Source organism: Bacillus sp. Brlt_9, assembly GCF_051948935.1.
Classification (GTDB): Bacteria; Bacillota; Bacilli; order Bacillales; family Bacillaceae_G; genus Bacillus_A.
The window spans coordinates 489,808-509,190 of record NZ_JAYJLO010000002.1; the positions used below are offsets into that span (position 1 = coordinate 489,808).

The following is a 19,383-nucleotide window of genomic DNA, read 5'->3' on the forward strand; positions in this document are numbered from 1 at the left end:
GTGAAAAAATTCACAAAATAGACATACACAAATGAAATAATTTCATGTATATTAAGTTCATGAAATGTTACTCACGAACAAACTTGTGAAATATTTCACAAACAATGAGGTTCATGTAGGGAAGCAACTCTATTTTTTTTGCGCTAATCGGGACTAATTATGGCCTATAGGGTCTTATTCAGTCCATGATAGCAGAATAGGAGGAATTTACATGGTAGTCAAAGAGAAAATTGTAAATGAAATGCAGGAAGTAAAAGAGATGATTGATGCGTTAGTGAATAACGGTCAAAAGGCTTTACAAGCATTAGAAAGTTTTACACAAGAGCAAATTGACAACATTGTTCATGAAATGGCATTAGCAGGTGTGGATCAACATATGCCACTTGCAAAGTTGGCTGTTGAAGAAACGGGTCGTGGTGTATACGAAGATAAATGCATTAAAAATATTTTTGCTACTGAATATATTTGGCATAGCATAAAGAAAGATAAAACAGTAGGGATTATTCACGAAGATCCTCATGAAGAAATAATAGAAATTGCGGAACCGGTCGGTGTAGTAGCTGGGGTAACGCCAGTAACGAATCCAACATCGACGACGATGTTTAAAGCATTAATCGCGATAAAAACGAGAAATCCAATTATTTTCGCATTTCATCCTTCCGCACAAAAATGTTCCATTGCAGCAGCGAAAACAGTATATGATGCAGCAGTGAAGGCGGGGGCGCCAAAACATTGTATTCAGTGGATTGAAAAACCTTCTGTTGAAGCAACGAAACAATTAATGAACCATGAAGGGGTTGCGCTTGTTTTGGCCACTGGAGGAGCAGGTATGGTGAAATCAGCTTATTCTACTGGAAAACCAGCGCTAGGTGTAGGTCCTGGTAATGTACCATGTTATATAGAGAAATCAGCGCATATAAAAAGAGCAGTTAATGATTTAATTTTATCAAAAACATTTGATAACGGCATGATTTGTGCATCAGAACAAGCAATCATTGTAGATAAGGAAATTTATGATGATGTGAAAACAGAAATGATTGCAAATCATTGTTACTTTGTAACAGAGGAAGAGAGAAGAAAATTAGAAAAGCTTGTTATTAATGAAAATACATGTGCAGTAAATAGTGATATTGTAGGGAAGCCAGCGCAGTATATTGCCGAATTAGTTGGAATTACTGTGCCTGAAAATACAAAAATGCTTGTAGCTGAAATACAAGGTATCGGAGCAGCGTATCCACTATCTCGTGAGAAACTGAGTCCAGTATTAGCTTGTGTAAAAGCAAATTCATTAGAAGAAGGATTTACATATTGCGAAGAAATGTTAAACCTCGGTGGTTTAGGACATTCAGCAGTCATCCATTCTGTAAATAAGGAAGTGCAAAAGCAATTTGGATTACGTATGAAAGCTTGCCGCCTTATTGTAAATGCTCCTTCATCACAAGGTGGAATCGGTGACATATATAATGGATTTATTCCATCACTTACGCTTGGCTGCGGATCGTATGGGAAAAACTCAGTATCTCAAAACGTAACAGCGACGCATTTATTAAATATAAAAAGGTTGGCAAATAGAAAAAAGAATATGCAGTGGTTCAAATTACCACCAAAAATTTATTTTGAAAAACATGCGACAGCATATTTAGCAAATATGCCTAACATTTCAAGAGCATTTATTGTAACGGATCCAGGAATGGTTGAGCATGGATATGTAGATACGGTCTCGCATTATTTACGTAAACATGCAAATGATGTGAAAGTGGAAGTTTTCTTTGAGGTTGAGCCAGATCCATCAGATGAAACTGTGTTTAAAGGTGCGGAAATGATGAGAAGTTTTCAGCCAGATGTAATTATCGCACTTGGTGGTGGTTCAGCGATGGATGCAGCGAAAGGCATGTGGCTTTTCTATGAGTATCCAGAAACAACATTCTATGGAATTAAACAGAAGTTTTTAGATATAAGAAAACGTACATGTAAATATCCGGAATTAGGGAGTAAAGCGCAGTTTGTTGCCATTCCAACAACATCAGGAACAGGATCAGAAGTGACACCATTCGCAGTTATTACAGATAAGAAAAATAATATAAAGTATCCACTTGCAGATTATGAATTAACGCCAGATGTAGCAATTGTTGATCCGCAATTTGTAATGACAGTACCACCACATGTAACAGCAGACACTGGGATGGACGTATTAACGCATGCAATTGAGGCGTATGTGTCTGTTCTAGCAAATGACTATACAGATGGGTTAGCATTAAAGGCCATTGATCTCGTATTTAAATATTTACCAAGAGCATTTAAAGATGGAAATGATGAAGAAGCACGAGAAAAAATGCATAATGCTTCTGCAATCGCAGGAATGGCATTTGCCAATGCTTTTCTAGGTATTAATCACAGTTTAGCACATAAAATTGGACCGGAATTCCACATTCCGCATGGGCGTGCGAATGCAATACTTATGCCGCACGTAGTTCGCTATAATGCTATTAAGCCAAGAAAACACGCATTGTTCCCAAAATATGAACACTTTGTAGCTGATGAACGCTATGCACATATTGCGAGAGTGCTCGGGCTTCCAGCAAGTTCGGCGGCAGAAGGTGTGGAATCACTCGTTCAAGCAATTATTGAACTTGGAAAAAATTTAAATATAAATATGAGTATTGCTGGACAAGGGGTTGCTAAAGATCAATTTGAAGAGGTTGTTGGATTATTAGCAGAAAGAGCTTTTGAAGATCAATGTACAACAGCTAATCCAAAACTCCCTCTCATTTCAGAGCTGAAAGAAATTTATATGGAAGCATATAAAGGTGAGTAATCGTTATGAAAGAGTCGCCATAAAGCGGCTCTTTTTCTTTTGGAAAACATCTCCCAGAATGGCTGTATTTACTTGTCTTTAAGTGTAATAAAATATGATACAGTGAAATGGAGGAGTGAGAATATAATGAAAGAATTACAAGAAAAAATAGAAGATTATACTCGGTTCGGACAAATTCTTCTCGCTGTAAGTACATTATTAATGGTTGGCTTATTGATTCCGAATGGAGCAAAAGAAACGTTACAACCTTTTGTTATGATGGGGAGCATCGTTATATTTTTAAGTTTATCTTTCTTTTTCTTTCAGCGTGTGAAAGTGATGCGAGACGAGTTAGAGGGAAACGAATGTGAATAATATAGATAAATAAAGCGTTACAAAAAGAAGGGATCTTTTGTAACGCTTTTTGTTTTTTCTAGAAAATGTATGCGGTTTATATTGACAATGATAATCCTTATCAATTAAAGTAGAATAGTAGTTAATGATTATCATTATCAGTTAGAGGTGAAAGAATGAAAAAATCTATTACGCTATTCACAGCGATTTTATCTATTTTTTTCTTATTAATAGGTTGCAGTGCAAAAGGAGACGAAAAAGCATCTGCAACAAAAACAGAAAAAGGAAAAGAGAAAATCGAAGTTACCGACCTGTCAGGAAGAAAGGTAACGTTCGATAAAGTACCAGAGACTTTTGCAACATTAAGTATGGGAGACATGAATATTATTCATGCTTTAGGCGGAAAAATAGTAGGTCGTCCGGATGCAAAAATAACTCTTCCAGAGGATATAAAGAAAGTTCAAGTAATTGGGAATGCGCATCAGCCAAATTTTGAGCAAATTGCTAGCTTAAAGCCAGATGTACTTATTGTTAACAATGGATTCCAAAAGAACATTCCAACGGTTGAAGGACAAGGAACGAAAGTAATGATTTCTTCTGCGAATTCTGTACAAGATATTCAAAAGAATATTGAAATATATGGAACGATTATGAAGAAAGAAGATAAAGCAAAAGAACTTAACCAAAAAATTAATGATCAAATGAAGACATATGAGAAAAAAAGCGATGTGAAAGCATTGCTAGTGTATGGAGCACCAGGTACTTATTTAGCAGCATTACCAACATCTTTATCAGGTGATATTTTAGAAAAAACAGGCGGGAAAAATATTGCAGCTGACTTTCCAGAAATGAAGGAATATCCGCAATATGCGCAGCTAAGCGTAGAACGCATTATTGAGGCGAATCCAGATGTGATTTATTTAATTACACATGGAGATCCAAATAGCGTTAAAAAAGCATTTGAAGGCGAAATGATGAAAAATGAGGCGTGGAAAAATTTAGATGCAGTAAAGCAAAATCGGGTCGTTATTTTGCCACCAGACTTATTTGGATCCAATCCTGGAACAAAGGTTACAGAAGCGATGGACTTTATGTATAAAAGTATACAAGATGTAAGGAAATGATAAGTATGGATAGTAGTGAAGTAGTAAGAGAAAAGGAACATCCTTTTGCGAAAAAAAGGTGGGTAATAGCAGTTACTTTAGTGGTATTAACGATTTTAGGTCTTTTTTATGGTCTTTTCGCAGGAAGCCTCTCCTTTTCTTTACGAGATATTCTAACAGGGATACAAGATGAAGGTTCGACGGTTCATCGAATTGTATGGGACCTTCGTATACCGAGAGTGCTCGTTGGATTTATAGTAGGAACATGTTTAGCAGCATCTGGTGCACTGCTGCAAGGGGTTATGAGAAATCCTCTTGCAGACCCTGGTATTATCGGAGTTTCATCTGGAGCAGGTCTTGTAGCAATTGTAATTATGATTTTATTTCCTCAGCATATGGCTTTCTTACCGCTCGGGGCGTTTTTAGGAGCTTTCATAACGGCGATGGTCATTTATGCTTTATCATGGCAAAAAGGGGCCCCTCCTTCAAGAATTGTCTTAGTAGGTGTATCAATCAATGCATTAATTGGTGCAGCGACGTCAGCGTTAATGTTATTACATAGTGATAAAGTACAATCCGTGTTACCGTGGTTAGCGGGCGGCATTGGTGGTGTAAGTTGGGCACATTTAAACATGATTATTTATTATGCAATATTCGCTATTATATTAGCCTTCTTTGGTATAAAGCATATTCGAGTATTAATGCTTGGAGATGAAATGGCGAAGTTATTAGGTCATAACGTGGAGAGAAGCCGGTTTTATTTAATAGTAGTAAGTACATTACTAGCTGGAATTGCAGTTAGTGTTTCTGGTCTTATTGGATTTGTCGGTCTTGTCGTACCACATATGTTACGTTTATTAGTTGGAAATGACTATAAATATTTACTGCCATTATCATGCCTTGGCGGGGGGATATTACTTGTTTTCGCGGATGCGATAGCTCGAAGTTGGTTCGATCCAATTGAATTGCCTGTTGGTATTCTATTATCCTTCTTAGGCGGTCCGTTCTTCTTATATTTGATTCATAGAGGAGGAAAACGAAGTGATTTCCGTTAACAAAGTGTTTTACGCACATTCTGAAAGATTTCAAATGCAAAATATGAATGTACATATTAAAGCTGGAGAGGTCGTTAGTTTAATTGGACCGAATGGATCGGGGAAATCTACTTTGCTTCGTTTAATGGCAAGACTACTTAAACAAAGCGAAGGAGATATTATTTTAGATGGAAAAAGTATTCATACGATGAAAAGTGCCGATGTAGCGAAGCAATTAGCGATGTTACCGCAAATGCATGATCATCAATTAGATTTAACGGTGAAAGAATTAATCGAATTTGGAAGAGGCCCTCATAAATCATGGAGAGGTCACTTAAATAAAGAAGATGAAGAAATTGTTGATTGGGCATTGTCTGTTACAAATCTTGAAGGGTATGAATATCGTCTTTTACAATCATTATCAGGAGGAGAAAGACAACGTGCCTGGATTGCAATGACGCTAGCACAACGTACAAATGTCTTGTTATTGGATGAGCCAACAACCTTTTTAGATATCGTGCATCAGTTGGAAGTAATGGAACTTGTGAAACGATTAAATGAGGAGTTTGGCATGACAATTATAATGGTTTTACATGATATTAACCAAGCGGCTCAATATAGTGATCGTTTACTCGTATTAAAGCGAGGGAAGCTTCAGTATGACGGTATACCAGAAGAAGTGTTATGTCATGAAATGTTTCAACGTGTGTTCGGCATCGAGGTAGATATTTTTCAAGGAAGCGACAAGCCATTTTTTACACCGAAACGAATTTCTAAAAGAGGAGGAGCAAGATGCGAACAGAAGAATGTATTACCACTGAGTTAGTAAGGGAATTTGTTATGGCAGCTCACGGAGATTTAGAAAAAGTACAAGAACTGTTGGCTGAATCGCCAAGCTTGCTTCATGCCTCTTACAATTGGGGAGGCTCAGATTGGGAAAGTGCGTTAGGAGCAGCGGCACATGTAGGTCGTAAAGATATTGCTCTTTATTTATTAGAAAAGGGCGCTCGAATGGATATTTTCGCGGCCGCTATGCTTGGTGAATTAGAAGTTGTACAAGCTATTTTAGTAGCACAACCAGAAGCATTACGTGCATCTGGTCCACATGGTATTTCCCTTCTTCAGCATGCACGAATGGGTGGAGAAAAAGCACAGCGTGTATTTGAGTACTTAACGGTGCTCTCTTAATAACCGCAAAGGTTCTTATGTGCGGTAAACTTTTCACTTTCATATAATTGAAAAGTTTACCGCCCGTTAGAACGGGATAAGTATCTAGTATAATTGAAAATCCTACACCCCCCTCAATTGTAGTTTTCTTTATGCTAGTTATGATATGGATGCAGTAGACAACATTTGTCTACTGTCTTTTTTAATTCTTTTGAGATTGAATATTCTGTATTTTGTTTTTAGTTCCTTTATAATAGATAGTAACATTTAGTATATATCCAAAACATGATCGTGTAGTTAAGTACAAATTCGTGGGAAGGAGTGCAGAAATGTTTCATACAGATCGTTTACAAATTCGCAAATATACAATGGATGATTTACAGTTCTACGCTTCACTATGGGGAAATGAGAAGGTAATGCGCTATATTGGAAATGGGACGTTAAAAACATATATGCAATGTAAAAAAAGTTTGGAGGAATGGGTGATTCCTAGTTATAAAAACGGTCTCGGTTTATTTGTATTAATTGAAAAGGAAACGGGAATACGAATTGGTCATGCAGGATTAGTAAAGCAGCAAATAGATGGAAAAGAGGAAATTGAAATTGGTTATTGGTTATTGCCTCAGTATTGGGGGAAAGGGTATGCGAAAGAAGCTGCGGCAGCATTTCGAGACTATGGCTTCCAAGCATTACGAATGAATAAGTTAATTTCTCTTATTAATCCAGACCACCCCGCCTCAATATTTGTTGCTAGAAAAACTGGGCTTAGTTATGAGAAGACAACTTCATTTCATGGGATGGATGTTCTCGTTTATTCCATTAAGCGAGTGGGGTGAAAAAAGGTAAATTGCATCTTTTGAAGAATGGTATATAAAAATAAAGGGGGGGATTACATGTACATTTATCATAATGGACTTATTATTCGTGAGGGAACGAATGGTGTACCTGCATATGCAATTAAAACCTTATTCGAAGATGCCGGTTGGAGCAATGATAATATCCCTTCTTGGCAAATTGAAAAATTTACGATAGCATTTGAAAATTCAACATGGGCATTCACAATATGGGATGAAGAAGAGATGGTTGCGATGGTTAGAGTCATTTCTGATGGAATCATGGTCGCGAACATAGTAAATTTAGTTGTGAAATATGAATATAGAGGGAAGGGATTAGGCAAGAAACTTGTCGCTCTTTGTTTGCAAAAGCTACCACATGGCGACTGGTTTGCACATACATCCGCGAGTAATTTTGATTTTTATAGAAGTTGTGGTTTTGAGGTGAGAGAGCTATCGAGAAATGGAACATGTGCGTATTATGGGTATCAAATAGCAAAAAAAGATGGGCATCGCTAAAGAGAAAAAGTAGCATGGAAAAAGGCTCGATATTTTAATAATATAAACTGAACTAAGACTCATTTTATGGTAAAATGAAAGAAAATTCTGTTTATTATTAGGGGGATAAAAATGAGCATAAAAATTGGGGATGTATTTAAATACGAAAGAAGATTTACTGAAGAAGAGGTTTTTGAATTTGCAAATATTACAGGAGATAAAGGTAGACATCATATGGAATATGATGAAAATGGACGTTTAATGGTTCATGGTTTATTGACTGCTAGCATTGGAACGAAAGTAGGCGAAGAATTACATTACATAGCAAGAGAATTAGTAAGTGAGTTTATTAGACCAGTTTTTACAGGAGATACGATCACTTGTGAATTAACTTTAACTAATATTGAACAGATGGAAGGATACAAAAAGGTTTCAATCGAGTCAGTTTATCGCAATCAAGACGAAAAAACCGTACTAGTTGGGACAAGCTATGGAGTTATAAGGGGATAAAAAAGAAGCCTGATTTGCAGGCTTCTTTTTTATTTAATAAACACGTTTTCGATTTTCTGCATGGCTAGAGATGAGTAATAATGCAGTTTCTTCCCCTATATTACGAACGATATGAGGAACACATGCATTCCAGGAGAAAGAATCACCTTCTTCTACAATTGCAATATCTTCTCCATGTTGAACTTCTAGTTTGCCGCGTAATACAAGGTGACATTCTTCCCCTTCATGTGCATTTGGTGTATTTTCTTTCGGAAATCCAGCAGGAATTTCTACGAGATTTAGGCGAAGGCCACCCTGCTCTGCAACATGCTCAATTCTCTGTTCATCTTTTCCGTATACACTGTATTTACGCTCTACCTTTTTGACAACTTTCAACCGATCTTTTTGTTCTAACAATAAGTAGGGAAGAGGAACATTTAAGAAATTGGAAATCGTTTCTAAAGTTGAGATAGAAGGTGATGTTTTATTATTTTCAACCTGACTCATAAATCCTTTAGAAAGACCTGTTCCCTCACAAATTTGTGCGATTGTTATGCCTCTACGTTGACGAATTTCACGTATTGCAGAACCAATATTCATAAAATCAAGCTCCTTTTTGTAAACAACTATTTGTATCATAGCAAAAAAAATATATTTTTTCCCAGTGAAAATGAATTGACGAATAAAAAAAATTAGTGTATGTTTTGTAATGTAAATAAAAGTTTTGTATAAGAAAACTATAAAGGAGAGAAAGAAATGAATCAACATATTGGTAACTTAATTATTCGTATCGTGTTAGGGGTAACGTTCTTTATGCACGGTTTAACAAAATTCCAATCAGGAATTGACAATATTGCAGGGTGGTTCACAAGCATTGGTTTACCAGGAGGACTGGCATACGGTGTAGCAACAGTAGAATTAGTTGGTGGTATATTGTTAATTCTAGGTTTAGGTGTAAGATATATTGGATTATTATTTGCACTTGTTATGGTTGGAGCAATTGTAAAAGTAAAATGGTCAGCTGGTTTATTAGGAGATGGAAAGAATCCTGGCTTCGAATTAGAACTTGCATTATTAGCAATGGGTGCGTACTTATTTGTTGCGAAAGCGGATGGTTTTGTGGATAATTTCTTAAAAGAGAAAATGTCAAAGAAGAACTAATTTAAATGGGGGGCTAACAAGATGAGTTTTCAACTTCATCCCGATACAACACTTGATGTTGTTCATTTATATGTATCAAATATAAAGAAATCACTAGAGTTTTATACAGAAGTACTAAGTATGAAAGTACTAAAAGAAGATGAAATGGTCGTTACATTTGGGAATGAAAATAACGAACCACTCCTTATCATTGAAGAAAAGAAAGAAGCCTTACCAAAGCAAAGAGGGAGAACGGGGTTATATCATTATGCAATTTTATTACCAAGCAGACAGGATTTAGCGAATGTCCTTCGTCATCTTGTAGAAATGGTATATCCACTGCACGGCGGAGCCGACCATTACTTTAGTGAGGCCCTTTATTTAGCTGATCCAGATGGAAACGGGATTGAAATTTATCATGATCGCCAAAAAGAAGTTTGGCGTAATGAGAATGGAGAACTACCATTTGTTAGTAACCCGTTAGCTGGTGAAGAATTATTACAGCAAGGAAGTGTATGGAATGGTTTCCCAGCTGGTACTGTGATGGGGCATGTTCATTTCCACGTAGCTGATTTAGAAGAAGCGAAACGTTTCTATGTGGATGGTCTTGGTTTTGAAGTAACAATCCCAGCTCGCAATGGTGCGTTGTTCGTATCAGCAGGCGGCTATCATCACCATATCGGTTTAAATACGTGGCAAGGTGAAGGGATACCACCGCAAATGCCAAATTCTGTCGGATTGAAATGTTTTACAATTGTACTAGCGGATGAAAAACAAAAAGAGCAAGTATGTGAAAGCTTAAAAAATATTGGTAAGATTGCTACGTACAAGGATGGAATATTACAGGTCGAGGATCCATTTGGACATAGTATTCATTTCAAAATAAAAGGAGAAGCCTAATAAAGGCTTCTCTTTTTTTACTTTCTTATAATCGCTTTTTCATTTTGGAAAAATAGTTCATCAAATTGTTTGGCAAGCTCAAAATCGAGTTTCGTTAAACCTTTTGCATTCCATGATGACAAAGTAATAATGACTGCTTTATATTGGATAAGGATAAAGGGATGGTGATTATGTTCTTCTGATAGTTTGGCGGCTTCAGAGACAAATTCGACTCCTTTTAAGTAGTCGGAAAACATATATTTTCGTTCAATCCATTTCTCATCTTTTCTCATCCATTTATTTACCTTCAATAATTCCTCTTGAACTTCTTCCTCAGTTAATCGTAGCATCATTTTTCACATCCTTTATATGTAGTAGTGCAAGACCATTGTTAATAAGACGTGCTACAGATTCATCAGTTGTAAAAGTGGAAAGTTGTTGTAATAATGCTGCGGATGTTTCATGCCCTTTGTTATGCTCTAAAAGTAATTCTAATATTTCAAGGCGAAGGAGCCATTCTTTTGCATAAAATTTATTTAATACTTCTTGAATTGCTACTAGCTGTTCGATATGAGCTTCGTGTAAAATACTTTCATTTCGAATATCACGAACCGTTTGATACATACGATCTAGCTCAGTTAATGTAAGAGGTGCTGGATTTGTTTCTAGTTCTTCTTCAGCTGGGAAGAACGATGCCGCATCTGCCGCTCCTGGGAATACAGAAGTGATTTTTGAACCAACAGCCATATCAAAAGCACCCCATGAAGCATCAAATAATAAACGGTCTTTATAAGTAACGGTGCAATCGATAAAGGAGATAAGAATGATCTTTTTATCATTTTTTTCAATTGCTGTTACCGTTCCATTTACATGGATGCCACTTGCAAAAGTAAAGGATGCTTTATTTCCAGTTGTAATTCCTAATGATTGTAATTGTTCATCTGTACAGTTTTCTAATGCAATATTTTCAGTAAGTAATCCAATTGGTGTTCCAAATCCGTCACTGTGTACAGCGGTAGAATGATCCACTAGTTGTTTATTATGAATGGATAATGCAGTTGGTGAATTTGTACGCATGTAAATGACTTCACCTGCATCGTTTTCAATTGTTTCATTAAATGTACCTGTAATTTGTAGTCCGCTATTTAGCTCAGCAGTTGCATAGTTTTCAGAGCGAATCGCTTTTTCTAAACCTTCTTTACCACCTGTTTTAAAGGCCATCGTTTCAGAGAACTTCTCAAGTGCTTCAGTCAACTCTTCAAAGGAGTCACAAACAAATAGTTGAGGTTGCATTTTTGTTACGTCATAAGTTGTTCCTGTACAAGCTTCAATGGAAAAAGGAACTTTTTCTACAGCGCCTGTTAAGCAATGTTTACTTTCACCAACAGAAGAAAGGAGGCCAGCACCGTAGATTTTTGGAGCATCTATATTTCCAATTAACCCGTATTCTACTGTCCACCAGAAAAGGCGTGAAATTTGCTCCGCTTCTGATAAGCCAGAAACTAATTTTTGTTTTTCGATTACCATATTTTCAGCAGCTTCAACTTCTTCAGGAGTAGAAGTAGGGCTTTCTTTTACAATCGTTAATGTACGAACGGCTTCAAATGCGTCATGCTCTTCTTTTGTAGAGAAAGCTTTTGCCCCAATTTGTCCAAAGCGTTTTACATATTGTGCATATGTAGGATCAAGTAGAATTGGTGCGTGTCCTGCAGCTTCATGAACGATATCAGGAGCCGGTGTATACTCGATATTTTCTATTTTGCGAATATCTGTTGCAATTGGTAATAATCCGTGCCCTTGAAAATCAAAGAATGCTACGCCCGGAATAAGCCCATCAATCGTTACAGCGCCCCAGCCACTTGGTGCTAAACATTCATTCATTTCTTCTACCTTTGGAATCGCATCTATATTAATACCAGATGATTGCAGTCCATTCACATAGGATGGGTGAGCAACGTCTTTTAAGAAGCTATGATTTTGTCTCATAATGTAACGCCAAACAGCATGATTCACCGGTGTGTATTGATCGTAATGTTGCGTGGATACGAATGGTTTTAAATGTGATGGAATTTTTGTTTTCTTTGTCATTTAGACATCCTCCTTTTTTTCTATAAAATTGAATATCTGATTTGTATAGCTCGTACTAACCCCTTTTAAAATTGTAAGCGCTTATAATTTTATCATAAAATTCTGAATTATATAATATTTGTTTGCGTGAGAAATAGAAAAAGCCCCTATCGGAACATCCGGTAGGGGCGGAAGAATCGGGGTAATACCTTATTTCACTTCTAAATCAACATTTAACTTAGATGTATTTCCAGCTGCATCAGTTGCTACAATATGAATTGTATTCTTTCCTTCTTGTAATTGACTACGATCGAAATAAATGCTGTAATTTTTTTCCCAAGGATTTAAGAATGCACTTTCCCATACACCATTTCCGTTAATTTCATATTGCATTCTCACTGGAATACCAGGTGCTACCCAACCAGATTCTGTCATCCAATCTAGTAGGATATCCTCCACTTTTCCTGTAATTACAAGGTTTTCTTGGTCAACTTCGTATGTTAATTTAGGCGCAGTTCTATCAACAAATACAGCAGCTGTTTGTTTTGTTTCCCCACCAGAATTAGAAGCAACTGCTTCAATTTGGTATAGACCGTCAGCTAACGGAGTACCATCTGCTTTTGTACCATTCCATTTGAAAGGTTTGTATCCAGCTGTTTCATTTTTAGCTTGATGGATAATCCCTTGGTATGTTACACGTTCTTTTGTAACTAAATTTGCATGCAATGTTACATCATCCACAGGTGCAACTAAATAGTAGTTGATGAGATTATCGTCTAATATTTGGTCACCATTTGGACTAAACGTAGAATTAATAATTTCGAGTCCATCTATACGTTTGTAATCTTTAGGATCGATACTAAATGTAAATGGAATGCGAGTTTCTTCCTTCTTACCTTGTTCTTTTACATACACATTCCCAGTATATACACCTTGGGGCAATGAGCTATCGACAGTGATAGTAAATGGTTTTTCGGTACTACTATTCGGCTGTATGCTAATCGATGAAGGTACAGAAGTTTTTACTTTTGTTTTTGTATTTGCATCTAGCAATTCCACACGAGTTGAAAAACTTTTCTTTTTACTAGATAGATTTTGTAATGTAATATTTTGCGTCAGTTTTACTTTGCCACTATTTGGCTTAATAAGACCGAAGCTGACATTGTTAGGGTTGACTAATACATCTGTTTGAGCTGCTTTCGGGATGTTAATTAGACCAGATCCTTGCGTCATAACAGGATATGTATTTTCATTCACATCTTTTAAAGTTTTTGCGGTATTGGCAAGGGATGCTTTTAATTGCTCTGTCGTCCAATCAGGGTGCATTTGACGCAAGAGTGCAACCGCTCCAGCTACTTGAGGCGCAGCCATACTTGTCCCATTATGAGATTCATAGCCGCCTCTCGGTACGGTACTTGTAATTTGTACGCCAGGTGCAACGATATCTGGTTTTATAAGCCAACTTCCTTGTGAAGGTCCTCTGGAACTAAAGTTACCAATTAATTCAGTTGGAGCTGGTTGTCCAATTTTTATATTTTTCTTACGCTTTGTAATTAAGTTTTTTAACTCTTCGCCATTTGCATTTGATAATTGCATAACTGGAAGAGCTAGATTTTCTCGTGCAAAGTATTCAGGCATAATATTGATTTCTTTTTCATTAGAAATTAATAGTACACCAAGTGCACCAGCTTGCTTCGCTTGTTCTGCTTTTACTAGCGTACTAGAAGTTCCTTGTAGGACAAGGGCGAATTTTCCTTTTACATCTTGTTTTGCGTAATCACTTGGCGAACCATATCCAACATATACAAGAGGCGAATCATTTCCTATTGGGAAATCAGATTTTGATAATGGTAACCCTTGATATGTTTTGCTAGAACCGGCTACTTGGAATGTTGGGAATGGGATAGAAACAGTAGATGCTCCAACTGATATAACACTACTTGCATTACCAGGTGCATCAACAGACCAAGGGTGTGGTCCATCATTTCCATTTGAAACAACTGCAGTAACTCCAAGCTTTGCCGCACGCTCAAGCGTTAATGTTACAGGCTGATCAGGTGTATTTAAACTTTGTCCAAGAGATAAATTTAAAACGTCAGCACCGTCTTGGATTGCTCGTTCAATACCTTGAATAATATCTTCTGTTGTACCAGTCCCACCATCATTCATTACGCGGTAAGCTAGAATAGAAGCATTTGGAGCAACGCCTTTAATTTTTCCGTTACCAGCAATAATTCCAGCTACATGAGTACCATGTACGTTACCATCCATCGGATCGTTATCTTCATCGACTGTGTCATATCCACCGATATAATTTGCTTTTAAGTCAGGATGCGTATAGTCTACGCCAGAATCGATAATCGCTACTTTCATTCCTTTTCCATCAAGTGGTTTGCCAGATGGATCTTTAAAATTCCACGCTTCAGGCGCACCGATTGTCGGTCCACCGATATTTGGTGCTTCTTCGTTAGTAGCACTTTTTGATGTTTCATGTAGTTTATATGTTAAGTTCGGATAGACTGCTTTTACTTCAGGTAAAGAAGCGAGAGCGGTAATTTGATCTCCAGGAACTGAAATAGAGAATCCAGAAAATAACGTATTATAAACTTCTTTAATTTTTGCACCAGGTGCTTTTTCTTTTATTTTCTTAGTCGTATCTTCTTGTGCTTTTTTTAGCTCAGCATGATAAGACTGCGCGTTACTATTTTGTAAATCTGGAGCATGCTGAATATTACCTTGTGCTGCGAGAGGTGCATGTTGCAATTCTACAATGACTGAAATTTCTTTTGCTGTTTTTGTTTCAACACTTTGAGCAATTTTATTTTCGCCCCACTGCTCAATTGTTGTTTTCAGTTGTGGACTAAATTGCTTCTCCTTTTGCAGTGATTCAGCATGAGCGCTTAAAGCTCCAAAACTTGAAAAGACGAGCGCCATACTTAATAGTGTAGATGTAGTTTTTTTCATTGAAACTCCCCCTAATAAAAAAGTGCTAATATTCCGAAAAATTATCTTACAAACTTATTTCAAATTACATAATTGGATGTTAGCTAAACTATATTTTCGACATAATTCATACCAATCCTCTTTGAATTAAAAATTTCTTGGGAAATTTTTTCTGATTATGTCGAATAGGTATTTTTTACATATTGTAGGTGGACATTGAGGAATGCTATGAGGGAAATGGAGGGGTGTTATGGAACGGTTCATAGTAAGCGTTGGTACAATGTTAGTCGTATTTTTATGTTCAACCATTAATAGTAGCGCAGAAAATAATGAAGCGAAAATTGCTTTTATTCGTCATCATGACCTCTGGATTAAAGTTGATGGAAAAGAAAAACAACTTACAAAAGGAGAGTATATAACAGGGCCAAAGTGGTCTCATGATGGAGAGTGGCTGGCATATGTAAAAGGAAAGAAACAAGGTAGTCTTGAGTTATATCGGCTGAAAGATGGAAAGAAAGTTACGCCGTTTCACTCAGAAGCATCGAATTATCAATGGTCACCAACAGAAAATATAATTGCATTTATATTTACAGGTACATTACATACATTTGATGTAGAAAAAAAGAATACAGATTTTGAAAATGTATCGGCAGGTGTAGGAGATTATGCATGGTATCCTGATGGAAAGAAGTTTTTTGTATCCTCTGAAGCACACTTACTTCCAACAGGATGGACAGGAGCACAGCTATATGAAGTGCAAAAAGATGCCCATATGAACCCTCATAAAATGAAACATTTGTATGCATTGCCAAATGAACATGATGATTTCCTAGCGCTAGTTGCAAGTGGCTTTAAGTGGTCACCAGATCGAAAGTGGATTTCATTTTTAGCAGTACCGACAGCTTCATGGTCAGCTGATAGTAATACGCTTTGCTTAGTTCGAGCAGATGGCAGCCGGTTTGAAAAGATAGATCAAATGTTATTAAACACACAATGGTTCAAATGGGCGCCGGGCAAGAATATATTAGCTTATATTGAAGGAAGCGGGAGAGTTGCATTAGAAAATAAACATTTAAAAGTAAAAGAACTGCCGGCACTTCAGCAGAACACTTTTACGCCGAAAGGATATGTCGATTGGGATTTTGCGTGGAAAAATGATAAAGTAATTATCGTTTCACGCGCGAAAGAGGCAGGGATAGAAACACCGATAGAAAAAAGGCCCCTGCCATCTTTATACGAAATCGATAGTACAAGCGATAAACAATATCAAATCACAAAGCCACCTCATAAGCAAGGCGACTATCATCCGATCTTTATGAAGAAGAACAATCAATTGATATGGATACGTTCAGACCGTAAGAAAGCAGATGTATGGCTTGCTCATAGAGATGGAAAGCATGAAATGAAGTGGATTGAAAATATAGATGTACCAGAGTGGTATTATGAGAAATGGAATTGGGGAAATGTTATCTCGGTAAAAGAAGAATAAAAAATGTGCCTAAAAGATAATTTTAGGCACATTTTTTTATCCTTTTCGGCAAGAAGACTCCATCTGATTTGTGTTACGGGTGAAACCCAACAATTCAGATGGAGATGAATTGCTATCAGAAGGTAGGCCGAACTCTGTTGTTTCGCTCATAATAATGTTTGAGGGCGAATGTTTGTTTCTTTTTTTCTTACGATATCATGTAGATAAAGAGGGAATAGATTGTAAGACAACGAAATTAGATAGTGATAATGATTATCATTATGCTACTTGAGTCAAAAGGAATTACGATGAAGAACATGTTCGCATGTTGTTCCATTTCGTTCCAAATATTGATTTGTCAAAAGTAATGAACTCTCTAAGAAAGGTGGTGAAAACAATGGCTAGAAAGAAAGCAGTGAAAGTATTACGGAAACAAAAGAAAAGAGAAAACATGCAACGATTCACGCAGAAACAGAATATCGGACGAGCTTGCCTGACTGCAAAAGAATTTCGTTTAATTCAGCGCATGTCATATAGCGCCAAAGCGTTGCGAAATGTTGGCTTGTACACGATGAAACAAAGTTACTTGAACAATAACAGGATAGCTACTGTAAAAGAAGTGGATACTGCCATGCAAGCTGATACGAATTATTGGGGCGTTCAATCAAACTCTGTTCAAGCGATTCGCAGAGCCTTATTTACAGAAGTGAAGAGCTTTTTTAAGGCATTGGAACAGTGGAAGAATAATCCCGAGAAGTTCACAGGTCGTCCGAAGTTTCCAAATTATTCTCGTTCCACAGACAAACGAATTATTGAAATCTATCAAGTTCCAAAAGTGGATGAGAACGGGTATTGGATGGTTCCGATGAATGTGGCATTCAGGAAAAAATTCGGTTCCATTCAAATACGTATGCCGAAAAACTTAAGACATAAAAACATCTCCTACATTGAGATTGTACCGAAGCAAAAAGGTCGGTTCTTTGAGGTGCATTACACATATGAAATGCACGTTTCTCAAATGAAGAAACCATCCACGACTACGAGTAACGCTTTGAGTTACGATTTAGGTGTAGACAGATTAGTAAGTTGCGTGACAAATACAGGTGATGCCTTCTTAATTGATGGAAAAAAATTAAAATCTATAAATCAATACTTCAACAAAACGATACGTAATCTAGGGCAGAAAAATATGGAGAATGGAATTTCAAAACGTGTTGTAACGAATAGAATGGCTGCACTTTGGCATAAACGAGAAAGACAAATAAACGGTTACATTGCACAAACGGTAGGCCTATTGTTCAAAAAAGTGAAAGAATTCGATATAGATACGATTGTTATAGGGTATAACGCTGGTTGGGAACAAAAATCTCATAGGGGGAAAAAGAATAATCAAAAGTTTGTTCAAATCCCATTTCAAAAATTGATTGCTGCGATTGAGAATAAATGTGTAAAAGAAGGCATCCGATTTTTCAAACAAGAAGAAAGCTATACTTCAAAAGCTAGTTTTCTTGATAAGGATCCGGTTCCAGTTTGGTCTAAGGATGATAGGACGCAGTATCGCTTTAGCGGCAAACGAATTACTCGTGGCCTGTACCAAAGTAAAGCAGGAAAATGTATCCATGCTGATATTAATGGTGCGTTGAATACATTGAAAAAATCAAAAATTGTAGAACTGGATGAAAATCTGAAAGTGAAAACGCCGATTCTATTAGAAGTGCAAAAACGTAAGGCTGTTACTTCACGCATAGCTTAGTGGGTGCGTCAACCATCCATGTGTACGCGACTTGTCGGGGCTTGTAGCACACGCCGGATTCATCTGAGTGGTGGCTTCTTCCAAAAGGGAGAACTGCTCTTTTTCGAAAGGGTGGTGCAAGTGGGAAAACAATCGTTCGTTGTCAGTACCAACCAAAAACAGACTTGGGGTGTTACCATAAGGTAGCATGAATGCTAAAGCGTCAAACTGTCTAGCGATAGACGAAAAGACCTAGTGTTCGAACTCAAGCCCCCACTGAAAGGCTTTATCTCAGTGGGGGTAGTTGACTGTTATTTATGCGTTTTATTTGGCTTTTTTTTCGCTGGGTTTCCGTTTCCTTGGCGCTTTCTATTTTGTTCATCTTTTGCTTGTTTTTCATGCAGTGTATCTAAAAAATCATTCGAGTTACTCATTTTTATATCGCTCCTTTCATTTCGTCCTAATTACTATAACCATTTAGGAGAATAATCATGAGATAAAAGTTAAGCACTTAGTTTTCTTCGATAGTATACGTAAAATATGCCATACGTAATAAATAGCATAAATAAGATTTGTAGCTCTACATTTTCTTTTAAAATAGTTGCGACAGAAGGTGGTAAGTAAGGTGACGCATTGCTCGTTTCTACACCTAACCATTTGTTTAAGAGGTTAATGGTACAAAACATAAAAACACCAGACCAGCTTGCAATAATTGCTTTCTGCTTAATTTTGGCTTCCCGTTCATCATCTGTAATCCAAGGATTAGCAGTTTTATCACTACTCAAAAATCCGTTTATATATCCCCATATGATCGTTCCAATTAAGATGGTTATCCATTTCATATTTATGATTCCCCTCTCTCTTGTAAAAAGTGTTTTACAT

General features: G+C 36.9%; 19 protein-coding genes. 13 read left to right on the top strand and 6 right to left on the bottom strand.

Features of this window, described 5'->3' with window-relative positions; genetic code table 11:
• Positions 1–211: 211 nt before the first annotated feature.
• The 9 genes from adhE (at position 212) to VF726_RS08780 (ending at position 8,293) form a co-directional block, all read left to right on the top strand.
• The gene (gene adhE / locus VF726_RS08740; protein WP_440167447.1) at positions 212–2,815 is read left to right on the top strand and encodes a bifunctional acetaldehyde-CoA/alcohol dehydrogenase; all 2,604 of its coding nucleotides are present in this window, start codon (positions 212–214) and stop codon (positions 2,813–2,815) included.
• A 126-nt stretch (positions 2,816–2,941) separates the two neighbouring features.
• Positions 2,942–3,169 (top strand): YrhC family protein, encoded by a 228-nt coding sequence (locus VF726_RS08745; RefSeq protein ID WP_332279518.1) that lies wholly within the window; start codon positions 2,942–2,944, stop codon positions 3,167–3,169.
• Between the two features lie 155 nt (positions 3,170–3,324).
• A complete protein-coding gene (locus tag VF726_RS08750) occupies positions 3,325–4,272 on the top strand; it encodes an ABC transporter substrate-binding protein (RefSeq protein ID WP_440167449.1) in 948 nt (315 codons plus the stop codon).
• 5 nt (positions 4,273–4,277) lie between these two features.
• On the top strand, positions 4,278–5,306 hold the full coding sequence (locus VF726_RS08755) for a FecCD family ABC transporter permease (protein WP_440167451.1): 1,029 nt from the start codon (positions 4,278–4,280) through the stop codon (positions 5,304–5,306).
• Positions 5,293–6,111 carry an ABC transporter ATP-binding protein gene (locus VF726_RS08760; RefSeq protein ID WP_440167453.1) on the top strand — a complete coding sequence of 273 codons (819 nt, stop codon included), beginning with the start codon at positions 5,293–5,295 and terminating at the stop codon, positions 6,109–6,111. The genes VF726_RS08755 and VF726_RS08760 overlap by 14 nt, the downstream gene beginning before the upstream one ends.
• Positions 6,078–6,473 carry an ankyrin repeat domain-containing protein gene (locus VF726_RS08765; protein ID WP_001258431.1) on the top strand — a complete coding sequence of 132 codons (396 nt, stop codon included), beginning with the start codon at positions 6,078–6,080 and terminating at the stop codon, positions 6,471–6,473. The genes VF726_RS08760 and VF726_RS08765 overlap by 34 nt, the downstream gene beginning before the upstream one ends.
• Positions 6,474–6,781: 308 nt before the next feature.
• Positions 6,782–7,288, top strand: a complete 507-nt coding sequence (locus tag VF726_RS08770; RefSeq protein ID WP_000469127.1) for a GNAT family N-acetyltransferase — start codon at positions 6,782–6,784, stop codon at positions 7,286–7,288.
• A gap of 57 nt (positions 7,289–7,345) precedes the next feature.
• Complete coding sequence (locus tag VF726_RS08775; RefSeq protein WP_048531313.1) at positions 7,346–7,804, top strand: GNAT family N-acetyltransferase; 459 nt, start codon at positions 7,346–7,348, stop codon at positions 7,802–7,804.
• A gap of 111 nt (positions 7,805–7,915) precedes the next feature.
• Complete coding sequence (locus VF726_RS08780) at positions 7,916–8,293, top strand: MaoC/PaaZ C-terminal domain-containing protein (protein ID WP_048531311.1); 378 nt, start codon at positions 7,916–7,918, stop codon at positions 8,291–8,293.
• A 33-nt stretch (positions 8,294–8,326) separates the two neighbouring features.
• Here VF726_RS08780 and VF726_RS08785 read toward each other — a convergent pair whose 3' ends face one another.
• Positions 8,327–8,872 carry a helix-turn-helix domain-containing protein gene (locus VF726_RS08785; RefSeq protein ID WP_001020700.1) on the bottom strand — a complete coding sequence of 182 codons (546 nt, stop codon included), beginning with the start codon at positions 8,870–8,872 and terminating at the stop codon, positions 8,327–8,329.
• A gap of 156 nt (positions 8,873–9,028) precedes the next feature.
• Here VF726_RS08785 and VF726_RS08790 point away from each other — a divergent pair, with 156 nt between their 5' ends.
• Together VF726_RS08790 and VF726_RS08795 are read left to right on the top strand one after the other, a co-directional pair.
• Positions 9,029–9,433 carry a DoxX family protein gene (locus VF726_RS08790; RefSeq protein ID WP_063222888.1) on the top strand — a complete coding sequence of 135 codons (405 nt, stop codon included), beginning with the start codon at positions 9,029–9,031 and terminating at the stop codon, positions 9,431–9,433.
• Between the two features lie 21 nt (positions 9,434–9,454).
• A complete protein-coding gene (locus VF726_RS08795) occupies positions 9,455–10,312 on the top strand; it encodes a VOC family protein (RefSeq protein ID WP_440167458.1) in 858 nt (285 codons plus the stop codon).
• A 17-nt stretch (positions 10,313–10,329) separates the two neighbouring features.
• Here VF726_RS08795 and VF726_RS08800 read toward each other — a convergent pair whose 3' ends face one another.
• The 3 genes from VF726_RS08800 to VF726_RS08810 all read right to left on the bottom strand — a co-directional run bounded on the left by VF726_RS08800 (position 10,330) and on the right by VF726_RS08810 (position 15,322).
• On the bottom strand, positions 10,330–10,644 hold the full coding sequence (locus VF726_RS08800; RefSeq protein ID WP_440167460.1) for a 4a-hydroxytetrahydrobiopterin dehydratase: 315 nt from the start codon (positions 10,642–10,644) through the stop codon (positions 10,330–10,332).
• Positions 10,625–12,379 (bottom strand): aromatic amino acid hydroxylase, encoded by a 1,755-nt coding sequence (locus VF726_RS08805; protein WP_440167462.1) that lies wholly within the window; start codon positions 12,377–12,379, stop codon positions 10,625–10,627. Before VF726_RS08805 ends, VF726_RS08800 begins: the two co-directional genes overlap by 20 nt.
• 189 nt (positions 12,380–12,568) lie before the next feature.
• Positions 12,569–15,322, bottom strand: a complete 2,754-nt coding sequence (locus VF726_RS08810) for a S8 family serine peptidase (RefSeq protein WP_440167464.1) — start codon at positions 15,320–15,322, stop codon at positions 12,569–12,571.
• A 229-nt stretch (positions 15,323–15,551) separates the two neighbouring features.
• Here VF726_RS08810 and VF726_RS08815 point away from each other — a divergent pair, with 229 nt between their 5' ends.
• Both VF726_RS08815 and VF726_RS08820 read left to right on the top strand, forming a co-directional pair.
• Positions 15,552–16,790, top strand: coding sequence for a TolB family protein (locus VF726_RS08815; protein ID WP_440167466.1), 1,239 nt, complete (start codon positions 15,552–15,554; stop codon positions 16,788–16,790).
• A gap of 376 nt (positions 16,791–17,166) precedes the next feature.
• The gene (locus tag VF726_RS08820) at positions 17,167–18,522 is read left to right on the top strand and encodes an RNA-guided endonuclease TnpB family protein (protein WP_440167467.1); all 1,356 of its coding nucleotides are present in this window, start codon (positions 17,167–17,169) and stop codon (positions 18,520–18,522) included.
• A 290-nt stretch (positions 18,523–18,812) separates the two neighbouring features.
• Here the strand turns inward: VF726_RS08820 and VF726_RS08825 are convergent, their stop codons facing one another.
• Together VF726_RS08825 and VF726_RS08830 are read right to left on the bottom strand one after the other, a co-directional pair.
• Positions 18,813–18,935 (bottom strand): DUF4023 domain-containing protein, encoded by a 123-nt coding sequence (locus VF726_RS08825; protein ID WP_000071861.1) that lies wholly within the window; start codon positions 18,933–18,935, stop codon positions 18,813–18,815.
• Between the two features lie 69 nt (positions 18,936–19,004).
• Positions 19,005–19,343, bottom strand: coding sequence for a phosphoglycerate mutase (locus VF726_RS08830; protein WP_440167470.1), 339 nt, complete (start codon positions 19,341–19,343; stop codon positions 19,005–19,007).
• Between the last annotated feature and the right edge of the window lie 40 nt (positions 19,344–19,383).

Coding starts and splice junctions, on each gene's coding strand:
- adhE (WP_440167447.1), top strand. CDS start 212: ATGGTAGTCAAAGAGAAAATTGTAAATGAAATGCAGGAAGTAAAAGAG.
- VF726_RS08745 (WP_332279518.1), top strand. CDS start 2,942: ATGAAAGAATTACAAGAAAAAATAGAAGATTATACTCGGTTCGGACAA.
- VF726_RS08750 (WP_440167449.1), top strand. CDS start 3,325: ATGAAAAAATCTATTACGCTATTCACAGCGATTTTATCTATTTTTTTC.
- VF726_RS08755 (WP_440167451.1), top strand. CDS start 4,278: ATGGATAGTAGTGAAGTAGTAAGAGAAAAGGAACATCCTTTTGCGAAA.
- VF726_RS08765 (WP_001258431.1), top strand. CDS start 6,078: ATGCGAACAGAAGAATGTATTACCACTGAGTTAGTAAGGGAATTTGTT.
- VF726_RS08770 (WP_000469127.1), top strand. CDS start 6,782: ATGTTTCATACAGATCGTTTACAAATTCGCAAATATACAATGGATGAT.
- VF726_RS08775 (WP_048531313.1), top strand. CDS start 7,346: ATGTACATTTATCATAATGGACTTATTATTCGTGAGGGAACGAATGGT.
- VF726_RS08780 (WP_048531311.1), top strand. CDS start 7,916: ATGAGCATAAAAATTGGGGATGTATTTAAATACGAAAGAAGATTTACT.
- VF726_RS08785 (WP_001020700.1), bottom strand. CDS start 8,872: ATGAATATTGGTTCTGCAATACGTGAAATTCGTCAACGTAGAGGCATA.
- VF726_RS08790 (WP_063222888.1), top strand. CDS start 9,029: ATGAATCAACATATTGGTAACTTAATTATTCGTATCGTGTTAGGGGTA.
- VF726_RS08795 (WP_440167458.1), top strand. CDS start 9,455: ATGAGTTTTCAACTTCATCCCGATACAACACTTGATGTTGTTCATTTA.
- VF726_RS08800 (WP_440167460.1), bottom strand. CDS start 10,644: ATGATGCTACGATTAACTGAGGAAGAAGTTCAAGAGGAATTATTGAAG.
- VF726_RS08805 (WP_440167462.1), bottom strand. CDS start 12,379: ATGACAAAGAAAACAAAAATTCCATCACATTTAAAACCATTCGTATCC.
- VF726_RS08810 (WP_440167464.1), bottom strand. CDS start 15,322: ATGAAAAAAACTACATCTACACTATTAAGTATGGCGCTCGTCTTTTCA.
- VF726_RS08815 (WP_440167466.1), top strand. CDS start 15,552: ATGGAACGGTTCATAGTAAGCGTTGGTACAATGTTAGTCGTATTTTTA.
- VF726_RS08820 (WP_440167467.1), top strand. CDS start 17,167: ATGGCTAGAAAGAAAGCAGTGAAAGTATTACGGAAACAAAAGAAAAGA.
- VF726_RS08825 (WP_000071861.1), bottom strand. CDS start 18,935: ATGAGTAACTCGAATGATTTTTTAGATACACTGCATGAAAAACAAGCA.
- VF726_RS08830 (WP_440167470.1), bottom strand. CDS start 19,343: ATGAAATGGATAACCATCTTAATTGGAACGATCATATGGGGATATATA.